Source organism: Halopseudomonas oceani (assembly GCF_963677335.1).
GTDB lineage: Bacteria > Pseudomonadota > Gammaproteobacteria > Pseudomonadales > Pseudomonadaceae > Halopseudomonas > Halopseudomonas oceani.
Genome location: NZ_OY781932.1, coordinates 2,945,548 through 2,962,310, shown reverse-complemented (window position 1 = coordinate 2,962,310; position 16,763 = coordinate 2,945,548). Strand labels below are relative to the sequence as shown.

At 61.2% G+C, this 16,763-nt stretch carries 16 protein-coding genes; 7 read left to right on the top strand and 9 right to left on the bottom strand.

Annotated elements, in window-relative coordinates:
• Positions 1-4: 4 nt before the first annotated feature.
• From tssH to tssA, 7 genes are read right to left on the bottom strand one after another with little or no spacing between them, the layout of a single operon-like run.
• Positions 5-2,506: a type VI secretion system ATPase TssH gene (tssH, locus tag ACKPCU_RS13870; protein ID WP_321347565.1), complete on the bottom strand. Its 2,502-nt coding sequence runs from the start codon at positions 2,504-2,506 to the stop codon at positions 5-7.
• Positions 2,503-3,516: a type VI secretion system baseplate subunit TssG gene (tssG, locus tag ACKPCU_RS13865; protein ID WP_321347564.1), complete on the bottom strand. Its 1,014-nt coding sequence runs from the start codon at positions 3,514-3,516 to the stop codon at positions 2,503-2,505. The genes tssH and tssG overlap by 4 nt, the downstream gene beginning before the upstream one ends.
• Positions 3,480-5,255, bottom strand: coding sequence for a type VI secretion system baseplate subunit TssF (tssF, locus tag ACKPCU_RS13860; protein WP_321347562.1), 1,776 nt, complete (start codon positions 5,253-5,255; stop codon positions 3,480-3,482). The genes tssG and tssF overlap by 37 nt, the downstream gene beginning before the upstream one ends.
• 7 nt (positions 5,256-5,262) lie before the next feature.
• The gene (tssE, locus tag ACKPCU_RS13855; RefSeq protein ID WP_321347559.1) at positions 5,263-5,700 is read right to left on the bottom strand and encodes a type VI secretion system baseplate subunit TssE; all 438 of its coding nucleotides are present in this window, start codon (positions 5,698-5,700) and stop codon (positions 5,263-5,265) included.
• Positions 5,700-7,175, bottom strand: coding sequence for a type VI secretion system contractile sheath large subunit (gene tssC, locus ACKPCU_RS13850; RefSeq protein ID WP_104737587.1), 1,476 nt, complete (start codon positions 7,173-7,175; stop codon positions 5,700-5,702). Before tssC ends, tssE begins: the two co-directional genes overlap by 1 nt.
• A 22-nt stretch (positions 7,176-7,197) precedes the next feature.
• Entirely contained in the window at positions 7,198-7,692 is a 495-nt protein-coding gene (gene tssB, locus ACKPCU_RS13845) for a type VI secretion system contractile sheath small subunit (protein ID WP_321347555.1), read from the bottom strand.
• Positions 7,692-9,176, bottom strand: coding sequence for a type VI secretion system protein TssA (gene tssA / locus ACKPCU_RS13840; RefSeq protein ID WP_321347553.1), 1,485 nt, complete (start codon positions 9,174-9,176; stop codon positions 7,692-7,694). The genes tssB and tssA overlap by 1 nt, the downstream gene beginning before the upstream one ends.
• 369 nt (positions 9,177-9,545) lie before the next feature.
• Between tssA and ACKPCU_RS13835 the strand changes: the two genes are divergently transcribed.
• From ACKPCU_RS13835 to ACKPCU_RS13825, 3 genes are all read left to right on the top strand, one after another.
• Positions 9,546-10,127: a DJ-1/PfpI family protein gene (locus ACKPCU_RS13835; protein ID WP_321347551.1), complete on the top strand. Its 582-nt coding sequence runs from the start codon at positions 9,546-9,548 to the stop codon at positions 10,125-10,127.
• A 47-nt stretch (positions 10,128-10,174) separates the two neighbouring features.
• Positions 10,175-10,486 (top strand): ribbon-helix-helix domain-containing protein, encoded by a 312-nt coding sequence (locus ACKPCU_RS13830; RefSeq protein WP_088275291.1) that lies wholly within the window; start codon positions 10,175-10,177, stop codon positions 10,484-10,486.
• 81 nt (positions 10,487-10,567) lie between these two features.
• On the top strand, positions 10,568-11,197 hold the full coding sequence (locus tag ACKPCU_RS13825; RefSeq protein ID WP_321347546.1) for a LysE family transporter: 630 nt from the start codon (positions 10,568-10,570) through the stop codon (positions 11,195-11,197).
• Positions 11,198-11,209: 12 nt separating this feature from the next.
• Here the strand turns inward: ACKPCU_RS13825 and ACKPCU_RS13820 are convergent, their stop codons facing one another.
• Complete coding sequence (locus ACKPCU_RS13820) at positions 11,210-12,097, bottom strand: AraC family transcriptional regulator (RefSeq protein WP_321347544.1); 888 nt, start codon at positions 12,095-12,097, stop codon at positions 11,210-11,212.
• 176 nt (positions 12,098-12,273) lie between these two features.
• On the opposite strand from ACKPCU_RS13820, the gene ACKPCU_RS13815 reads away from it, so the two are divergent.
• The 4 genes from ACKPCU_RS13815 (at position 12,274) to ACKPCU_RS13800 (ending at position 15,137) form a co-directional block, all read left to right on the top strand.
• Entirely contained in the window at positions 12,274-13,173 is a 900-nt protein-coding gene (locus ACKPCU_RS13815) for a DMT family transporter (RefSeq protein WP_321347542.1), read from the top strand.
• Positions 13,174-13,215: 42 nt separating this feature from the next.
• On the top strand, positions 13,216-13,467 hold the full coding sequence (locus ACKPCU_RS13810) for a hypothetical protein (RefSeq protein WP_104737581.1): 252 nt from the start codon (positions 13,216-13,218) through the stop codon (positions 13,465-13,467).
• 60 nt (positions 13,468-13,527) lie between these two features.
• The gene (locus ACKPCU_RS13805; RefSeq protein WP_104737580.1) at positions 13,528-13,761 is read left to right on the top strand and encodes a DUF2789 domain-containing protein; all 234 of its coding nucleotides are present in this window, start codon (positions 13,528-13,530) and stop codon (positions 13,759-13,761) included.
• Positions 13,762-13,931: 170 nt separating this feature from the next.
• Positions 13,932-15,137, top strand: a complete 1,206-nt coding sequence (locus ACKPCU_RS13800; RefSeq protein WP_321347539.1) for a multidrug effflux MFS transporter — start codon at positions 13,932-13,934, stop codon at positions 15,135-15,137.
• Between the two features lie 10 nt (positions 15,138-15,147).
• On the opposite strand, the gene ACKPCU_RS13795 is transcribed toward ACKPCU_RS13800, so the two are convergent.
• Complete coding sequence (locus ACKPCU_RS13795; protein WP_321347537.1) at positions 15,148-16,602, bottom strand: methyl-accepting chemotaxis protein; 1,455 nt, start codon at positions 16,600-16,602, stop codon at positions 15,148-15,150.
• Positions 16,603-16,763: the final 161 nt, after the last annotated feature.

Sequence of the window (16,763 nt, the reverse complement as noted above, 5' to 3'; positions counted from 1 at the left end):
TACTTCACGCGAGCTCACAGCGAACCATCCTTTCTGTATCGACGCTAACGTACAGCTTCGTTGCTGCTGGGGTTGCCTGGTCCGTCTGTAGCAGCCGGTCGGCGATGCAACTGATCACTTGGTCCTCAATCCAACGTTCAACCCCTCGAGCTCCGCCGTTCTGCATGCACCTCTCAGCGATTAGCGGCGGTAATTGCGAGTCAAGCCGGCAGTGAACGGCGCAGTTCTGCAGGCGCTGGATTAGTGCGTCCAGCCGTTGGCTGGCAATAGCTTGCAGGTCGCCTGTGGTTATGGGGTAGTAAGGCAGAACGCGCATTCGGGCGAGCAGAGCGGGCTTGAAATGGGCCTCCAGGCTAGGTCCAATGGCATCGGTCAGTTGGCCGGGAGTGGGCCGCGCGCCGTCCCGGCAGAGGTGGTCTATTTGTTCACTGCCCAGATTGGCTGTGAGCAGAATGACGGTATTGCGAAAGTCGATTTCACGGCCTTCGCCGTCGGTCGCCAGCCCCTTGTCGAATATCTGGTAGAACAGATTGAGCAATTGCGGGTCCGCCTTCTCGACTTCGTCCAGCAGAACGACCGAGTACGGCTTGCGTCGCACGGCTTCGGTCAGCAGGCCGCCTTCACCGTAGCCCACATAGCCGGGTGGAGCACCGATAAGGCGAGCCAGACTATGACGCTCCTGATATTCGCCCATGTTAATGGTTGTAAGGAAGGCCTCGCCGCCGTACAGCAGGTCGGCAATGGCTTCGGCCGTTGCGGTCTTGCCGACACCGCTGGGGCCGGTTAGCAGGAATACTCCGGCCGGGCGGTCCGGCCTCGCCAAACCTAGCGTGCTGGCCCGCAAACAGAGGTCGAGTTGCTTGATAGCTTCTGGTTGACCATGCAGGCGGCCGGTCAGGTTTTCGGCGAAACGGGCGATGCGTTCGTGGTAGTGCCCGCGTAGCTGCGCCAGCGGAATGCCGGTCCACTCGCTGACTACCTCTGCGATGGTATTGCGGTCCACCTCCGCCGAGACCAGCGCCTGCTCCTGCTGCAGCTGCCGCAACGCCTGACGGTGTTCGGTGTGAGGGATATCGATCTGGTGGCGCTGGCTGACTAACTGCAGTGCCAGCTCCCGTTGCGCGCTCCACTGTTGCTGCAGACTGCGTAGCGCGTTGCTGTCTTTCTGGTGTCGGTTGTGCAATTGATCGAGCAGTTCACCGTCAGTGGGCAGGCCAAGCTGTTGATCGCGTTCGATGGCCTCTCGCTGGCGCGTGCCGTCAGCCAGTGCTGCGTGCAACTGGTCCAGCGTGGCAGGCGCCGCGGCCAGGTTTACCCGGGCCCGGGCACAGGCTGTGTCGAGCAGATCGATTGCCTTGTCGGGCAACTGGCGGTCTGGCAGGTAGCGGGCTGCCAGCTCGACGGCAGCAACCACGGCGTCGTCGCACACGTGCAGTCCATGGCTGTCGGCGTAGCGGGGGGCCAAGCCGCGAAGTAACGTGATGGCCTGGGAGGAGCTTGGCGCGCGCAGCTGCAATGGCTGAAAGCGACGGGCCAGTGCTGGGTCCTTTTCTATATGACGGCGATACTCGCTCCAGGTGGTCGCGGCGATTGCCTTGAGGGCGCCGCGGGCGAGGGCGGGCTTGAGCAGGTTGGCGGTATCGCTCGTGCCGGCCTCACCGCCGTGCCCGATCAGGGTATGCGCTTCGTCGATAAACAGAATGATGCGGTTGGCCGGATCACTGGCCGCGCTGAGCACGCCCTGCAGGCGACGCTCCAGCTCGCCACGCACGCCCGCGCCAGCTTGCAGGAGCCCGAGGTCGAGGCTCAAAAGGCGCCAGCCGCGCAAACTATCCGGGACGCTGCCGGCGACAAGGCGCTGGGCCAGCCCCTCAACCAGTGCGCTCTTGCCAACCCCGGCGTCGCCGATAATCACCGGGTTGCTTTTGCGGCGGCGGCAAAGGATGTCGACCAACTGGCGGATTTCGCGCTCACGTCCCAGGACCGGATCGAGTTTGCCGTCAGCGGCCTGTCTGGTGAGGTCATGCGTGAACGACTCAAGCAGCGAGGGGGTGTCGTTTTTGCTGGCCGGGCTGCCGTCAGCCAGTTGTTGTATCTGCTCGGCGTTGATGCCGGCCAGCGGATCGGGGTGCAGCAGCGGGTTGCGCAGCCAGCCAAGTAACAGCGCGGGCTGGTCGACCTGCTGCTGTTGCAATTCGGTGCTGGCGATCAACAGCGCCTGTTGTAGCCAGGTGACCAGCGTGACAGACAGGCCGGGGTTGCGACTGGTTGAAGCAGACTCTGTGGCCAGCTGACAGCGTGACAGGATTGCGTCGACTGGTTGGCCGCTGGCAGCCAGTAGCTGAGCGAGCAGGTTGTTTGTCCGCTGCAGCAGTGCCCAGAGCAGGTCCTCCGGTTGCACGCTGGCACCACCGCGTTGCAGGCAGTGCTCTGCTGCTTGTTCCAGATCACTGCGCAGGTCGTCGCTGAGTAGGTTGATGAGCTGGTGAAGATCAATCGGAATCATGCAGGCCATCCTTGGTCCGGTGCATTTAAAAGGATGCTCGGATCGCCGTTGGGGCGGCCGAGCCAGGTTGTCCAGCCGAGCAGACAGGGGTTACGTTTGCCCAACTGCAGGGCACGCACTTCACTGCCTTGCAGCTGCAGGCGAACGTCGTACTGCAGTGGGCTGCGAAGCAGGAAGGCGATTAGTTCGCGCAGGGATCGATGGTCCCGGCCCGGTGGCAAAAACCGATGAAAGTCGTTCCAGTCGAGCTGCAGCAGGTGCACCCGGAAACGGCCACCGACATCTCTGATCTGCCTGCCGAGCACCAGCCCGCTGCCAATCGTGCTATTTGCCCGTCCCAGTGCAGAGCGCTGTTCGCTGGGTATGGACACCCAGCGTGGCAAGCATTGTTCCAGCTCTATTCGCCGGTAACGAAAGTAGTGGCGCAACACCGCGGTGACACTGTCAGCCGACTGGGCGCGGCGGCTGATCAGGCCCAGACTGGGGAGCAGACGACGGGGTTGCAGCGTTGCTGAGCCGGGTTCCCCGTGCAGGCCGGCGAGGGCCAGCAGGCGGGTGGACAGCACATCGCTGGCGCCGCAGCGAAAGCGGCTGTAGTAGCGGTATTTCTGCCAGATCGGCAGCAGCAGACGCTGCAGACGGTCATTGAACAGGTCAAGCAGGGCGCGCACGCTGTTGCTGGCCTGATCATCTCCCAGTGCCTGTTCTACCTGATGGGCAGGCAGCGGTGAGCTGGCGCCGCTGAGCGCAATCAGGTTCAGCTGCAGGATAAACTGCAACCCACTTTCGTTCTCCTCAATGCGCAGTTGCTCTATATCACGGGCGGCGAATCCCAGCGCGGGATTGGCGCAGAAGCGGATACGGCGATAAAGCGCCTCGGGCGTATCACTCGGGTGCATCTGTTGCAGTTGATCAAGCAGGCACAGCAGCGCCTGATACAGGCTGTAGTGCTGGATGTCCCGTTGCAGTCGAATTAAAACAGGGGCTGTTGACCCATGCGCGGTACCCATTGATAGCGCTCTCCCTGCAGGCTGGTGATGGACAGTTCGTGAAAGGTATTGATGCCCGCGTGCTGGGCCAGAAATTCATTCAACACCGAGCCGAACAGAAACAGGGCACCCGGGCCATTGCAGCCATCGGCATCGACCTCCAGCTCTGATTGCACACCGCGAACCGGAAGCCCGCGGAACAGACGATCAGTTGGGTGATGACGCACCGCGCACAAAGCGGTCAAGCGACGCTGGCTGACCTTGGCCGCGGTCTGATCAAAGTGCCGCGGCAGGTCGTGACAGTTGATAGCTTCGCGCAGGGCATTGATGTCTTCGAGCGTCTGGTAGTTGAGCGCCATGCTGCTGATCAGCTGCCATAGCCCCTGTTTGTGCAGGGCAGGTGCGTAGCTCGGGGTTATGCGACCGATATTACGAAACTGCACAAACTCGGGTGTGCCTTCACCAGGGTGGCAGATGTCGCCCTGGGCCAGCTTGCTCGGCCATTGCTGATTGGTGCAGGTGAGCTCGATCGACAGTGTTTCCTGCTGGTCCTGTTGTTGATGGCCAAAGCACAGGTGGGTTTCCAGAGCATCACCTTGCAGCGCAGGAATTTGGCGCAGGCTGTAGTGGGGGGGCGCATCCGGACTGCCCAACTGGTGATCATGCTCGAAGGATTCGAATGGAACGTAGTTTCGGTAGCCCATCCCGCCCGGCTTCCAGCCGGTTACCCGATCAACCGAGAATACTCCGCATTGGCTGGCCGATAGCCCGGCCGGGCGCAACAGATAGCGATCCTGCCGGCCATCCAGACGGATCGGGCTGGCATCGTGGCTGAACAGGTTAACGGCCGGGGAGCAGTACAGCTGGACCATATTGGCGTCGGGTGTCAGCTGACGGCAGTCCGGGTGACGTAAATCGAACTCGATACGCAGGCCGCGGGCCTGCTGGAGCACCTGATCGCCCAGTTCGCCGAGTTGCTCGAGCCCGGATAGTTCAACAAACAGAAACTTCTCTGCGAAGGCGAAGTAGTCGCGCAGATGATGATACCCGCTGAAACCCTGGTCGCTGTCCGGCAGCAGTACCTCATCGCTGGCAAAGCCGCTCGCCTGCAGCCGGCTGGGCGGCAGGCGACAGACCGCGGTGTCGCCGAGCGCCTGTCCGGCGGCGTCGAGCGGCTGCAAGGTAATGCTGTGCAAGTGGCGACACAGGTGCAGATACAACTGATGACTCGAATATGAGTTGCCTCCCAGATGCAGGCGCAGGCGATGCAGACTTAGATCCGCCAGGCTGCCTTCACAGGCCATCTGCAGCGGTAGAGTCAGTCGGGCGCCAGTCGCGTGGCTATAGTATTGGGACCCGGTCAGCTCAAGGGGGAGCAGAGCGACGTCGCTTGTGGTTCGAAAGCGGCAGCGAATGCCATCAACTGGGCGAGACTCGACCGCGGTGCCGCGCGCGACAGTCAGCTCACTCAGTGGGCGCTTGAGAGGCTCGAACTGCAGCATGGCAACCGCCGGCATGGGGCGCAGGCAGTTGGGCCACAGCAGCTGCATTAGCGAGTGGGTCAGCTCGGGGAGTTCATCGTCGAGCTTTTGCCGCAGGCGTCCGGTCAGGAAGGCGACCCCTTCGAGTAGTCGCTCGACATCGGGGTCGGTGCTGGTACCAGCGAGATAGGGAGCCAGCGCCGGGTTGTGTTCGGCAAAACGTCGGCCCTGATCCCGAAGGGCGCTCAGTTCGCTCTGAAAGTAGTGATTGAAAGTCATGGTGGGGTCAGGTGTCGGGGCGCTCGGTTAGCAGGGTCACTGCGGCGTGTCCCCGGCCGTCAAGTTGCACGTTAAAGGTCACCGGCCGCCGCAGTTCAGGAAGGTTGAGCCGGGCGCTGATGGTGAACGCCAGGCGAAGCGGGTCGCTGGCGTCGTGCTGGCTGGCAACCCGTACATCGCTCAGCCTGGGTTCATAGCGGTCGATGAAGCGCTCTATCGCTGCTCGCGCCTGTTGCCGGGTGTCGTGCAGCGTAAGGCGCATATCGTTCAGCTCAGGCAACCCGTAGTCGGGCAGCATCTGCACGCTGCCCGCCCGGGTGCTGAGCATGCGCGCCAGCTGCGCGGTCACCGATGCGCTGACGGCATCGGCGGTTGCCATTCCCGCGCGCGACTGGGCAATGCCGCTTAATCGCTCCAGCAGAGAGCCATATCCGGACTTGGCCATCAATCCTTGTCCAGCTTGCCAACCAGCGACAGGGTGAAATCGGCACCCATGTACTTGAAGTGGGGACGCACGCTCAGGCTGACCCGATACCAGCCGGGTTGCCCGGCGACATCCTCAACCCCAATGGCAGCAGCTCGCAGCGGTCGACGACCGCGTACTTCGGCACTCGGGTTATCCTGGTCGGCTACGTACTGGCGAATCCAGCGGTTAAGCTCCAACTCCAGGTCGGTGCGTTCCTTCCAGGCGCCGATCTGCTCGCGCTGCAGTACCTTCAGGTAATGGGCGAGCCGGTTGATAATGAACAGGTAGGGCAGCTGTGTCCCCAGCCTGAAGTTAAGCTCCGCGGCCTTGCCCTCGGCACTGTTGCCGAAAAACTTGGGTTTCTGGGCCGAGTTGGCGGAGAAGAAGGCGGCGTTGTCGCTGCCCTTGCGCATGGTCAGGGCAATAAAACCCGCCTCGGCCAACTCGTACTCTCGCCGATCCGAGACCAGCACTTCAGTGGGTATCTTGGTTTCGATTTCACCCATACTGGAAAAGTGGTGCAGCGGCAGGTCGTCAACGGCGCCGCCGCTCTGCGGGCCGATGATGTTGGGGCACCAGCGATAGCGGGCGAAACTGTCGGTCAAGCGACTGGCGAACGCGAATGCAGTATTGCCCCAGAGGTAGTCTTCATGACTGTCGCTGACGGTTTCTCGGTAGCTGAAGCTGCGAACCGGATTATCCTCCGGATCATAGGGCGTACGCAGCAGGAAGCGCGGTAATGTTAGGCCCACATAGCGGGCGTCCTCATTTTCCCGAAAGCCTTGCCACTTGCTGAACAGTGGGCCGTCGAAGTGATCCTTCAAGTCCTTCATGTCGGGTAGGCCGCTGAAGCTGGATAGTCCAAAGAATGCAGGGCCTGCGGCGGCGATAAAAGGCGCGTGGGCCATGCTCGCAACCCCAGCGACCTGTTGCAGCAGGCGAATATCCTGGGTGCCCGGGCCGAACTGGTAGTTGGCGATCATGGCGCCGACCGGTTGGCCGCCGAACTGACCGTATTCGGCGGTGTATACGTGTTTGTACAGGCCGGACTGCACTAGCTCCGGGCTGTCTTCAAAGTCGTCGAGCAGGTCCTGCTTTGAGACATTGATCAGCTCGATGCGGATGTTCTCTCGGAAGTCAGTGCGCTCGACCAGCAGGTGCAGGCCGCGCCAGGCTGACTCCAGTTGCTGGAAGTCGGGGTGGTGCAAAATGCTGTCGACTTGCTGACTCAGCTTGCTGTCGATCTCGGCGATCATGCGGTCGACCAGAGCTTTTTTTACCGGCTCCTGATCGTTTTGAGGTTTGAGCAGTTCAGCGATAAAGGCACCTACGCCACGGCGGGCGATCGCGTAGGAGTCGTCCTCTGGCGTTAGCTGGGTTTCAGCGATCACGCGATCAAGCAGGCTGCTGGTGGCGACTGGGCTGCTCGCCGTTGCGGCGGGTTGGCTGTTCATAAGGTGGGCTCCTGTTGGCTCATCACGGGGTTGGCGCCAGGCCAAGTTCGGTCAGCACCTGCTCGCGCGACTGGTCATCGCGCAGCAGGGCTTCAATCGCCTGACGAAAAGCCGGGGTGTTGCCGAGGGGGCCTTTGAGTGAAACCAGCGCCTCACGCAGCTCCATGAGTTGGCGCAGTTCTGGAACCTGCTCCACGATGCTGGCCGGGTTGAAATCACGCATTGAGCCGATGTTGAGTTCGATCGCGAGCGCGCTGTCCGGATCGTCATCCTGCAACCGGTTGGCGACGTTGAAGTTAAGGTGCAGGTCTTGTTTCGCCAGCACGTCTTCGAAGCTGGTTTTGTCGATCAAGATGGGTTTGCGTTGCTCAACGCTACGTTCGTCCTGTCGCAGAGTGAAGTCGCCAAGGACCATCAGTTTGAGCGGCAGCTCAACGTCTTCCTGCTGATCCCCGGTATTCGGGGTAAAGGTCACGTTGATGCGTTCGCGGGGGGCCACGGTGCTGTCTTTGGCCATCAGGTTTCTCCGTGCTGGGCAGGCCGGGCGGCCTGGTCAAGGGTGTGTTCAAGGTTCAGCCAGCGCAGTTGCTGTTGCAGCGTGCGGCGCCGCTGCCGACTGCTCTCGTCGCGTTGATCGGCGAGGCTTTGTTGCAAAAGGTCCAGAGTGTCGCTGAGTAGCTGCTGGTCCCACAGAGCCAGCGGCATGCTGTGTTGTAGCTGCGACAGTTGCGGCTCCAGCAGATCGCGGGCCTGGTCGCTCTGACCGTCAGCCAGCAATAGCTTGGCGAGTTGCAAGCGACCTACGGCGCGCTGACGTTCGCCATTTTGCGTCTGCATCCGCTGCGCCAGTGTTTTGGCCGCAACGTCAAAGCCGTCGTTGTGCAGCAGTGTCAACAGGTCCTTGGTGTCAGTGCTCTTTGGCGCTGTGGAGTCGGGGTTGGGTGTCGCTGCGGCAGTCAGCCAACGTCGCGTGGCCTGCGTGGCGAAGGGGGTGCCGTCATCAAAGCAAAGCTGTTCCAGCATGGGCAGCCGTTGCAGCAGCAAACGGGTTTGTCCGCGGATGCTGGCGGCGGCCTGTGAGTCTGCCAGCGCGTCGCAGCAGCGCGCGGCAAGAAAGTGACCATCAAGCCAGAACGGTGCCTTGCGCAGGCTCGTTTCGAGGTCTTGCAACAATGCGGAGTGTGCTGACTGTTGCCACAGGGACTTGCAGTGGCTCAGGCGCTCGGCCGGTGGTGGCCGCAGGTTGGTGTGTTGTTTGTTGTCGTGCTGCGGTACCTGATAAATACCCGCCCAGGTCAGGGACCGGCTCAGCGCTACGGCGCAGGCGCGGCGCTCGGGCTGGGTCAGCCACCAGTCCAGAAGTGGCGCGGCGGCTTCCTGCAGGCGGCGCAGCTGCTGCTGGGCCTGGCGGTCTGTGTCGACCGGCCCGGAGAATGTCGGATCTGAAACTGGTTTGCTCGGCGCGCGGACTACCGGCGTTGGATTGGTCGGCGGCTCGCTGGGACCGGCTTGCAGCCTGCTTGCCAGTTGCTTCCAGTCGTGGCTTCGTTCTGCCGAATATGCTTGCAGGGCCGTACTGATCTGGCAGGCAGCCGCTTGCAATGTGGCAAGTTCGTCTGCCATTTGGGGGTAGGCGTCCAGCTCCCGGCTAAGCGCCGAATACAGCCACTGAAGTGCCGCAAACCTGCCTCGTTCACGTGTCGGCAGGCAGTTGTGCCAGGCACTATTGATGAAGACGGCAAGTTGCCCCATGGCCAGTACCAACGGCTCCGGCCGGCGCAGCCGCAGCAGGGCGAAGGCTCGCCAGCAGGCGACGCGCAGGTCGGTGCTCCGGGTCAGCAGTTGTTCTGCACTGTCGGCCAGTTGTTGCCAGTCTGGCGCGGCCTGTTGCTGGGGGGAGTCCAGCTGCGAGAACACCTGCTCGAGCTGAAAGTAGGTGTCACTATCGCGCAGGTCGGCCGCATTTGCGGCTGAGCTGGTGGTGTCTGCGGTTAACGACATGCGAGCGTCCTTTGCATGGTGCGGGCGGACGTCCTGTCCGCCCCGTCGGCCGACTTGGCCCTGGCTGACGCATGCTAGAGAGTGGACACCTGTGCGACAAATGGCAGGGTTGTGACCAGGTTCGCGTCTACGCTGGACATTGAGCTGTTTGTTCTGGCTGGTTTGTTTTTTTTAAAATATTTAAATCAAGGGGTTATGGGGCTTTCTTGGGCCGTTTTATCGTGTTTTTTTGCAGCCTCTGGTGCAGTGTGAAATCTGTGATCCAGGCAGCATGAGCTGACATAAAGAGAATGTAGTAACCGGCTGTTACCCGTTGTCATTCGCATGGGCGCATGATGAAAGCTCAAACACCCGCAAGGAGGTACCGTGATGTCCACCAAGAAAATTCTGCTGCTGGCTGGCGACTTTACCGAAGACTACGAAACCATGGTGCCGTTTCAGGCGCTGAGCATGCTGGGCTATGAGGTGCATGCGGTGTGTCCGGACAAGACGGCTGGTCAGACCGTGAAGACGGCAATCCATGATTTTGAGGGTGATCAGACCTACACCGAGAAGCCGGGCCACCTGTTTGCCCTGACTCACGACTTCGCTGGCGTAAAGGTCGATGACTATGTGGGGTTAGTGATTCCGGGCGGTCGAGCACCGGAGTATCTGCGGCTGAACGCCGATGTAATTGCGCTGGTGCAGGCGTTCAATGCGGCCAACAAGCCGATTGCTGCGGTGTGTCATGGTGCGCAGCTGCTGGCTGCTGCTGGCGTGCTGGAAGGGCGTGAGTGCAGTGCGTATCCTGCATGCGGGCCGGATGTGCGTCTGGCGGGCGGTACCTATATCGATATCGCTGCCGATCAGGCCCATGTTCAGGGTAATCTGGTGACTGCGCCGGCCTGGCCGTCGCATCCGCGCTGGCTGGCGGAATTCGTCAAGCTGTTGGGTGCCCGAATCGAGCTCTGATTGCTGCCGGGGGCTGGCTGCGGTCAGCCCCTGTACAGGAGATCTGTATGTGTGAACTCTACGTAAAAGCGGACCCGATTCTGTATGAGTCGCGCTCGCGTTCGCTGCGTATTCGCGGTGTGGTTACCACCCTGCGACTGGAGAATCAGTTCTGGGACATCTTGCAGGAGATCGCCGAGGTGGATGACATGACCACCAATCAACTGATCACCAAGTTGTACGACGAGGTGATGGAGCTGCGCGGCGAAGTAGTTAACTTCGCATCCTTTCTGCGGGTGAGTTGTACCCGCTATCTGGCCCAGCGCGAGGCGCGGGTGGTTCCTCTGGCGGTAGTGGGGCGCAGTACAGCGCAGGGCTGAATTCGCTGCCAGCTGTATCGCTCCGGCCGTCGATGGTTTTGCTAGCATTAGTGCTTCCCTGAAATTTTCTGGAGCCGTTCGATGTCGATCGAAACCTGGCTGGCCTTTTTTGTTGCCTGTTGGATCATCAGCCTGTCGCCGGGTGCCGGTGCCATTGCGTCGATGTCCAGCGGTCTGAATTACGGTTTTGCCCGCGGTTACTGGACGGCTTTGGGCCTGCAGCTGGGACTGGTGATTCAGATTGCGGTGGTCGCGGCAGGTGTCGGCGCGCTGCTGGCAACCTCGGCGCTGGCGTTCAGCCTGATCAAGTGGTTCGGCGTGCTTTATCTGTTGTATCTGGCGTTGCGCCAATGGCGGGCGCCGACCATGCAGGCGGATGAGACGCATGCGCCACGTGCACTGGGTCAGCCACTGACGCTGGTGTTTCGTGGTTTGCTGATCAATGCGAGCAACCCCAAGGCGGTGGTGTTCATGCTGGCGGTGCTGCCGCAGTTTCTGGATGTCTCTCAGCCATTGCTGAGCCAGTACCTGATCATGGGGCTGACCATGATTACCGTCGATCTGATCGTTATGGCGGGTTACACCGGGCTGGCAGCGCGGGTGCTTCGCCTGTTGCGCTCGCCACGCCAGCAGCGCCTGCTCAATCGTACTTTTGCCGGGCTGTTCGCCGCTGCGGCGGGGATGTTGACGCTGGTGCGTCGTACGGCCTGATGGTGGCGGGGCTCAGCGTCCCTGCTGCCAACGGTTGCGGTATTGCGACGGGCTGACGCCGGTGTGCTGGTGGAAGCGGTTGCTGAAGTGGGCCGCAGAGCTGAAGCCACAGGCGAGCGCGACCTGCAACAGATTGGCGGTGCTGTGGCGCAGCAGCTGTTGGGCTTTCATCAGGCGCTGTTGCTGTACGTAGCGGTGCGGTGGTACGCCAAGACTCTGTTTGAACATCCGTGCGAAGTGGTATTCGCTCAGTTGGCACTGGGCGGCCAGATCGGCCAGTTGCAGCGGCAGGTCCAGATGGCTGTCGATGTAGTCGCGGATATGCCGTATCTGCGCTGGTGCCAGCCCGCCCTTGATCGTTGGGTCCTGCCAGCTGACCTGGGTGTAGTGTTTGAGGACGTGATTGAGCAACAGATTGCTGGCGCTGCTCAGCGTCAGGCTGTCGCTACGGTCGTGCCAGTTGCTGGTCAGCAGAAAGTGGCGGTAGAGCAGGGCGATCTGCGGGTCGTCGGCAAACAGCTGTTCGTTGACGCTCAGCGCCAGCGGGCTGCGATCCCAGGTCTGTTCCGCCAACTGACGCAGATGGGCGTCAGTGAAATACAGGTGAACGAACGACAGCGGGCCGCGGATATTCCAGGTGGAGGCGTACTGCCGGGGCATCAGACACAGCCGATCCGGGCCGCCGCCGTTGTGCCAACCGTCGGTGCCCTTGAAGTAGGACTGATAGCCATCGGCGATATACAGGCTGAGGGTGTGATGATCGGCGTTTTCCAGGTCGATCAGGTCCTGCTCGTTGTACCAGGAGGCCAGCCCGACGCCGTTGCCAAGCCGGGTGCTGTCCTGCAGTCGGGTGTTGTGCCGACGCAGGCTGTCGAATACCTGAAAGCGTTCGTCTGACATTGTTTCCCCGCATGCTGTGGCTCGCCCCACATGGTATGCGGGCGACAGCGCTGCGCCAAGCGGGTAACGCGCCGCCGGGCAGAAATGCGCAGGATCGTGCAAGCGGGCGGCAAGGCCGTGCAAGCCGTTGTGCCGCACAGGGCGGATACTCGGCTGTCATTACCAGAGACTGCATCATGAACGCATTGCTGTACGCCGCTACCGTCCTGATCTGGGGCACTACCTGGATCGCCATTTCCATGCAGACCGGCGCGGTTGCGCCGTTGGTCTCGGTGTTCTATCGCTTTGCGCTGGCGGCGGCGCTGATGCTGGTGGTGCTGTCGCTGTTGGGCCGATTGCGGCGGATCGGAGGGCGTGATCATCTGTTCTGCATGCTGCAGGGCGTATGCGTGTTCGGGCTGAATTTTTACTGTTTCTATTCAGCCAACGCCTATATCAACAGTGGTCTGGAGTCGGTGCTGTTCTCGCTGGCAACCTTGTTCAACGCGGCCAACAGCGCGCTGTTTTTCGGTTTGCGTCCGGGCCGGCGCCTGCTCTGGGCCAATTTGCTGGGTCTGGTCGGCATCGTTTGCCTGTTCTGGCATGACCTGCAGTCGGCGCACCTCAGCGGTCAAGTGCTGACTGGCATTGGTCTCAGCCTGCTGGGCACCTATGGTTTCTCGCTCGGCAACATGATCAGCGTGCGCCATCAGCGCCGGGGACTGGACGTGCTTTCGACCAACGCCTACGCGATGGGGTACGGCGCGTTGGCGATGCTGTTGCTGGCGCTGGTGCGGGGTGATGCCTTTGTGGTCGATTGGAGCGTGACCTACGTTGGCTCGTTGCTGTATCTGGCCGTGATTGGTTCGATCATCGGCTTTGCGGCCTATTTTGCGCTGGTCGGGCGGATTGGGGCCGGAGCAGCGGCCTACGCTACCGTGCTGTTTCCGCTGATTGCGCTGGGCCTGTCGACGCTGTTCGAGGGCTATGAGTGGCGTGGTATGGCGGTGGTCGGGCTGGTGCTGATTCTGTTCGGCAATCTGGTGATGTTCTACCGCCCGCGACCCAGCGCCGCAGCGGTACCTGTCGGAGAGTGACTGTGCCATGCTTGGCCTGAGCAATAGACAAGAGCAGGATTCATGGATTATCTGATCATTGCGATCGCGACCCTGAGTGGTCTGTATTTTCACTGGTGGTTGTTTGTACGCATTCGCCGCTGGACCGATCGTGATCTCGCGCTGTCGATGGCTGGTGACGACCCAGCCTGGCGCGACTATATGCTGGCCAGCCTGGCCGAGGCGAAGCGGCAAAAGGTTCGTCGCAAGGATCTGGAAGCCTGGCTGCAGGCCGCTGCTGACCGCTATGATCCAGCTCCCCAGCAAGGAACTTGAGCCAAGCGGGCTACTCTGTGTAAACAGGATATGAGTTCAACCCCAGCAGGGAGAAACACGATGGAACTGCACCAGAAAGACCTCGGTACCTTGTTTGAACAGCTTGGTTTGGCGTCGGACGCAGAGAGCATTGATGCCTTTTTTGCCAGCCATTCGCTGGCACACGACACCCGCCTGGTGGATGCACCGTTCTGGACTCCATCGCAGTCGGCCTTTCTCAGCGAGCAGATGCGAGAGGATGCCGAGTGGGCACCTTTGGTTGATGAGCTGAACGCGCGTCTGCACGAGGCCTGAGCGGCGCGCAGCGATTGTCCCAGCGTGACGGGGCAGTCTGTGATAGCGACACAGCAGGGCAGTGGGCGGCATATTCTGGCATGATGAAAGCCTGCTGAATCACGCCGACTGTTTCTGCAACGGCTCGTGCGCGCTGTTGCACGGCAATTGCTATCACGGACACCCGTTACATGCCTTTTTACATTCTGCTCATTCTGGGTGGCTTGAGTGCCTTTGGTCCGCTCGCCATCGACATGTATCTGCCTGCCTTCCCGGCAATCGGGGCGGCGCTTGCGGCGGATACCGATCAGGTCCAGCTGAGCCTGTCTGTTTATTTTCTCGGTCTGGCCAGCGGCCAACTGATATATGGACCTTTGGCTGACCTTTATGGTCGCCGCGGGCCTCTGCTTTTTGGCATTGGTCTGTTTTGCCTCGCTTCGCTGGGTTGCGCGCTGGCGCCGTCTCTGGAGTGGCTGCTGGCTGCTCGCTTTGCCCAAGCGCTGGGTGGCTGTGCGGGCATGGTCGTTAACCGGGCGGTAGTGCGTGACCTGTGCGCGCCGATTGATGCAGCCAAGGCGTTTTCCCAGTTAATGCTGATCATGGGCGTGGCGCCGATTTTGGCGCCGTTGCTGGGTAGTACGTTATTGCTGATTGGCGGCTGGGAAAGCATCTTCCTGTTTCTGGCGCTGTTCTCGGCGATCTTCGCCTTGGCGGTCTATTTCTTCCTGCCGGAAACACTGCCGCAACACTTGACGCCACCGCCGCTGAAAACCTCCATCGGACGCTACCTTGAGTTGATACGGGAGCCACTGTTCATGTTCCATGCGCTGACCGGCGGGGTCGCGATGGCAGGCATGTTTGCCTACATCTCCGGCTCCCCCTATGTCTTCATGGAGCTGTTTGAGGTGCCGGCGGATCAATATGCCTGGCTGTTCGGCAGTGTTGCCACCTGTTTTATTCTGACTGCACAGCTCAACAGCCGCCTGCTGCGGCGCTGGACTCAGTTGCAGCTGATCAAACGCATGACCGCCGTTTACTTGCTGGCAACCTGGGCGCTGCTGCTGATTGCCTGGTTACGGCTGGACAGTCTGTGGTTGTTCATGCCGCCGCTGTACGTCAGCGTTGGTGTCATCGCCTTGGTATTACCCAATGCCTCTGCCTGTGCGCTGGCGGGGCATGGTCATCAGGCCGGTGTGGCCTCCGCCCTGATGGGTACCATGCAGTTCATTATCGCCGGGATTACCTCGGCACTGGTTGGCGTGCTGCACAACGACAGCGCTATGCCTATGGCGGGTGTTATGGCCGTATGTGGGGGGCTGACAGTGTTCATGGCGCTGATGGCCCGGCGGACATCGCAACGTCTCGCCGAGCAATCACAGGAGGGCGGCCTTGCCTGAGTTTGCCGAGTCAGGCCCAGGCTGGCCGGGTGCTTGCGCTGACTGTGGCGGCGCCACGCTGGGAGCCGCCTTCGGAGAGCAGTGCTGACAGCCGGATGTCAGCACCCAGGACGTATCGCAGCTGACCGCGTTCATCCAGCACCGGGGCAGATAGGGTGAAGCAGAATCCGTCAGTTGCGGCGGAGCGATAGACATCACTGATGAACGGCGAGAGCGTGTCGCGTACGTTCGAGAACCACGGGCGATTTGACCAGTTTTTGCCTCGCGCACTGCTGCCGCTACCATCTTTCAGGTCGGCGCTGAGAATATTCTCGCTGACCTGCACACCGTCGGCACCGACCAGGTAGAGCAGTTCAAAGCGTCCATCCTGCTCGATCCAGCGTTGCATAGCCTGTTCGGCGCTGGCACCACCGCGCGCCAGCTCATCGCTTGCGGCCATCTCGGTTACCCGCTGGCGAATGACTTGATGCACGCCCAACCTGAAGCCACCAAGGCCCTCGAGCAGGCGGTCTCCTTCACTGCGCACCGCCTCGCTGTGTTCCAGCACAGAGGAGGCCTTTTGCATCATTGAACTCGCCACGCCGGCGACGCTCTGAACGTCCTGGCTGACGGACCGCACCGCAGCACCAATCTGTTCGGCACCGCTGGCGATGCTAGCGATGCGCTGATCCAGCTGGCCCATGGCGGAGGTTGCTTCGCTCAGGCTGCGGTCCATGCTGACGATGCGCTCGCGGCCGGTGGCGACGGCGGCCTGCATCTGTGTACTGGCAGTGTTCAGGCTGTGCATGCCGCTGCGAAAGTTGTCGATGATCTCGGCGACCTTGTCGGTCGCCGCAGTGGTCTTGCCGGCCAGTGTCCGAACCTCATCGGCCACCACAGCAAAACCGCGACCCTGTTCGCCGGCTCGGGCCGCCTCAATGGCGGCATTGAGGGCGAGCAGATTGGTCTGCTGGGAAATGTTGGCAATCATGCCGATGACTTGAGTAACTTCTTCCAGCTGCTTGCCGATTTCGCCAATTTGGGCGGACAGTTCGGTCTCGCAGTTGTTGATGGTGTCGACCTGTCCAAGTACGTTGCTGCTGTCTTGCTCGCACTGGCGTAGCTGGGTGCTGACATCGCTGGATAGCTGGGAAACCGCTGTTGCTCCGGGCACCAGTTCGGAGTCAAGGGTGGTGCTGACCTGTTCGGTGGCGCTGGCAATTTCCTCGGATGACTGGGCCAGTTGCTCCCCGTGTGCGCGACTGTCGGCGGCTATGCGTGCCAGCTCGGGGGCGTGCGCGGCAATGCCGACGGCGGCATGCAGGCTCAGGGTAATGCGTTGCTGAAGGGAACGGGCAAACGCATTCAGGTGAGAAAACGCGCCGGAGTGTTGTGGCAAATCCGCCGCCAGATTCAGGTCCTTGAACAATGCATCGGTGCTGCTGCCCGACTCTCGACTGTAGCGGGCGATATTGAAGATCCCCATATAGGCTCCTTGCAGGCGGTTTGTGTCACTCTGCCATCATTTATAAGGAAGCAATAAGCACGCCATTTCGTGATGCCGGGCGGCTGAGGTATTTGGCGGGGTTGGCTCGGAGGGGGGGATGTTTATGGTGCAAGGGTAGAGGAAATCGCGCCTCTGTGGTG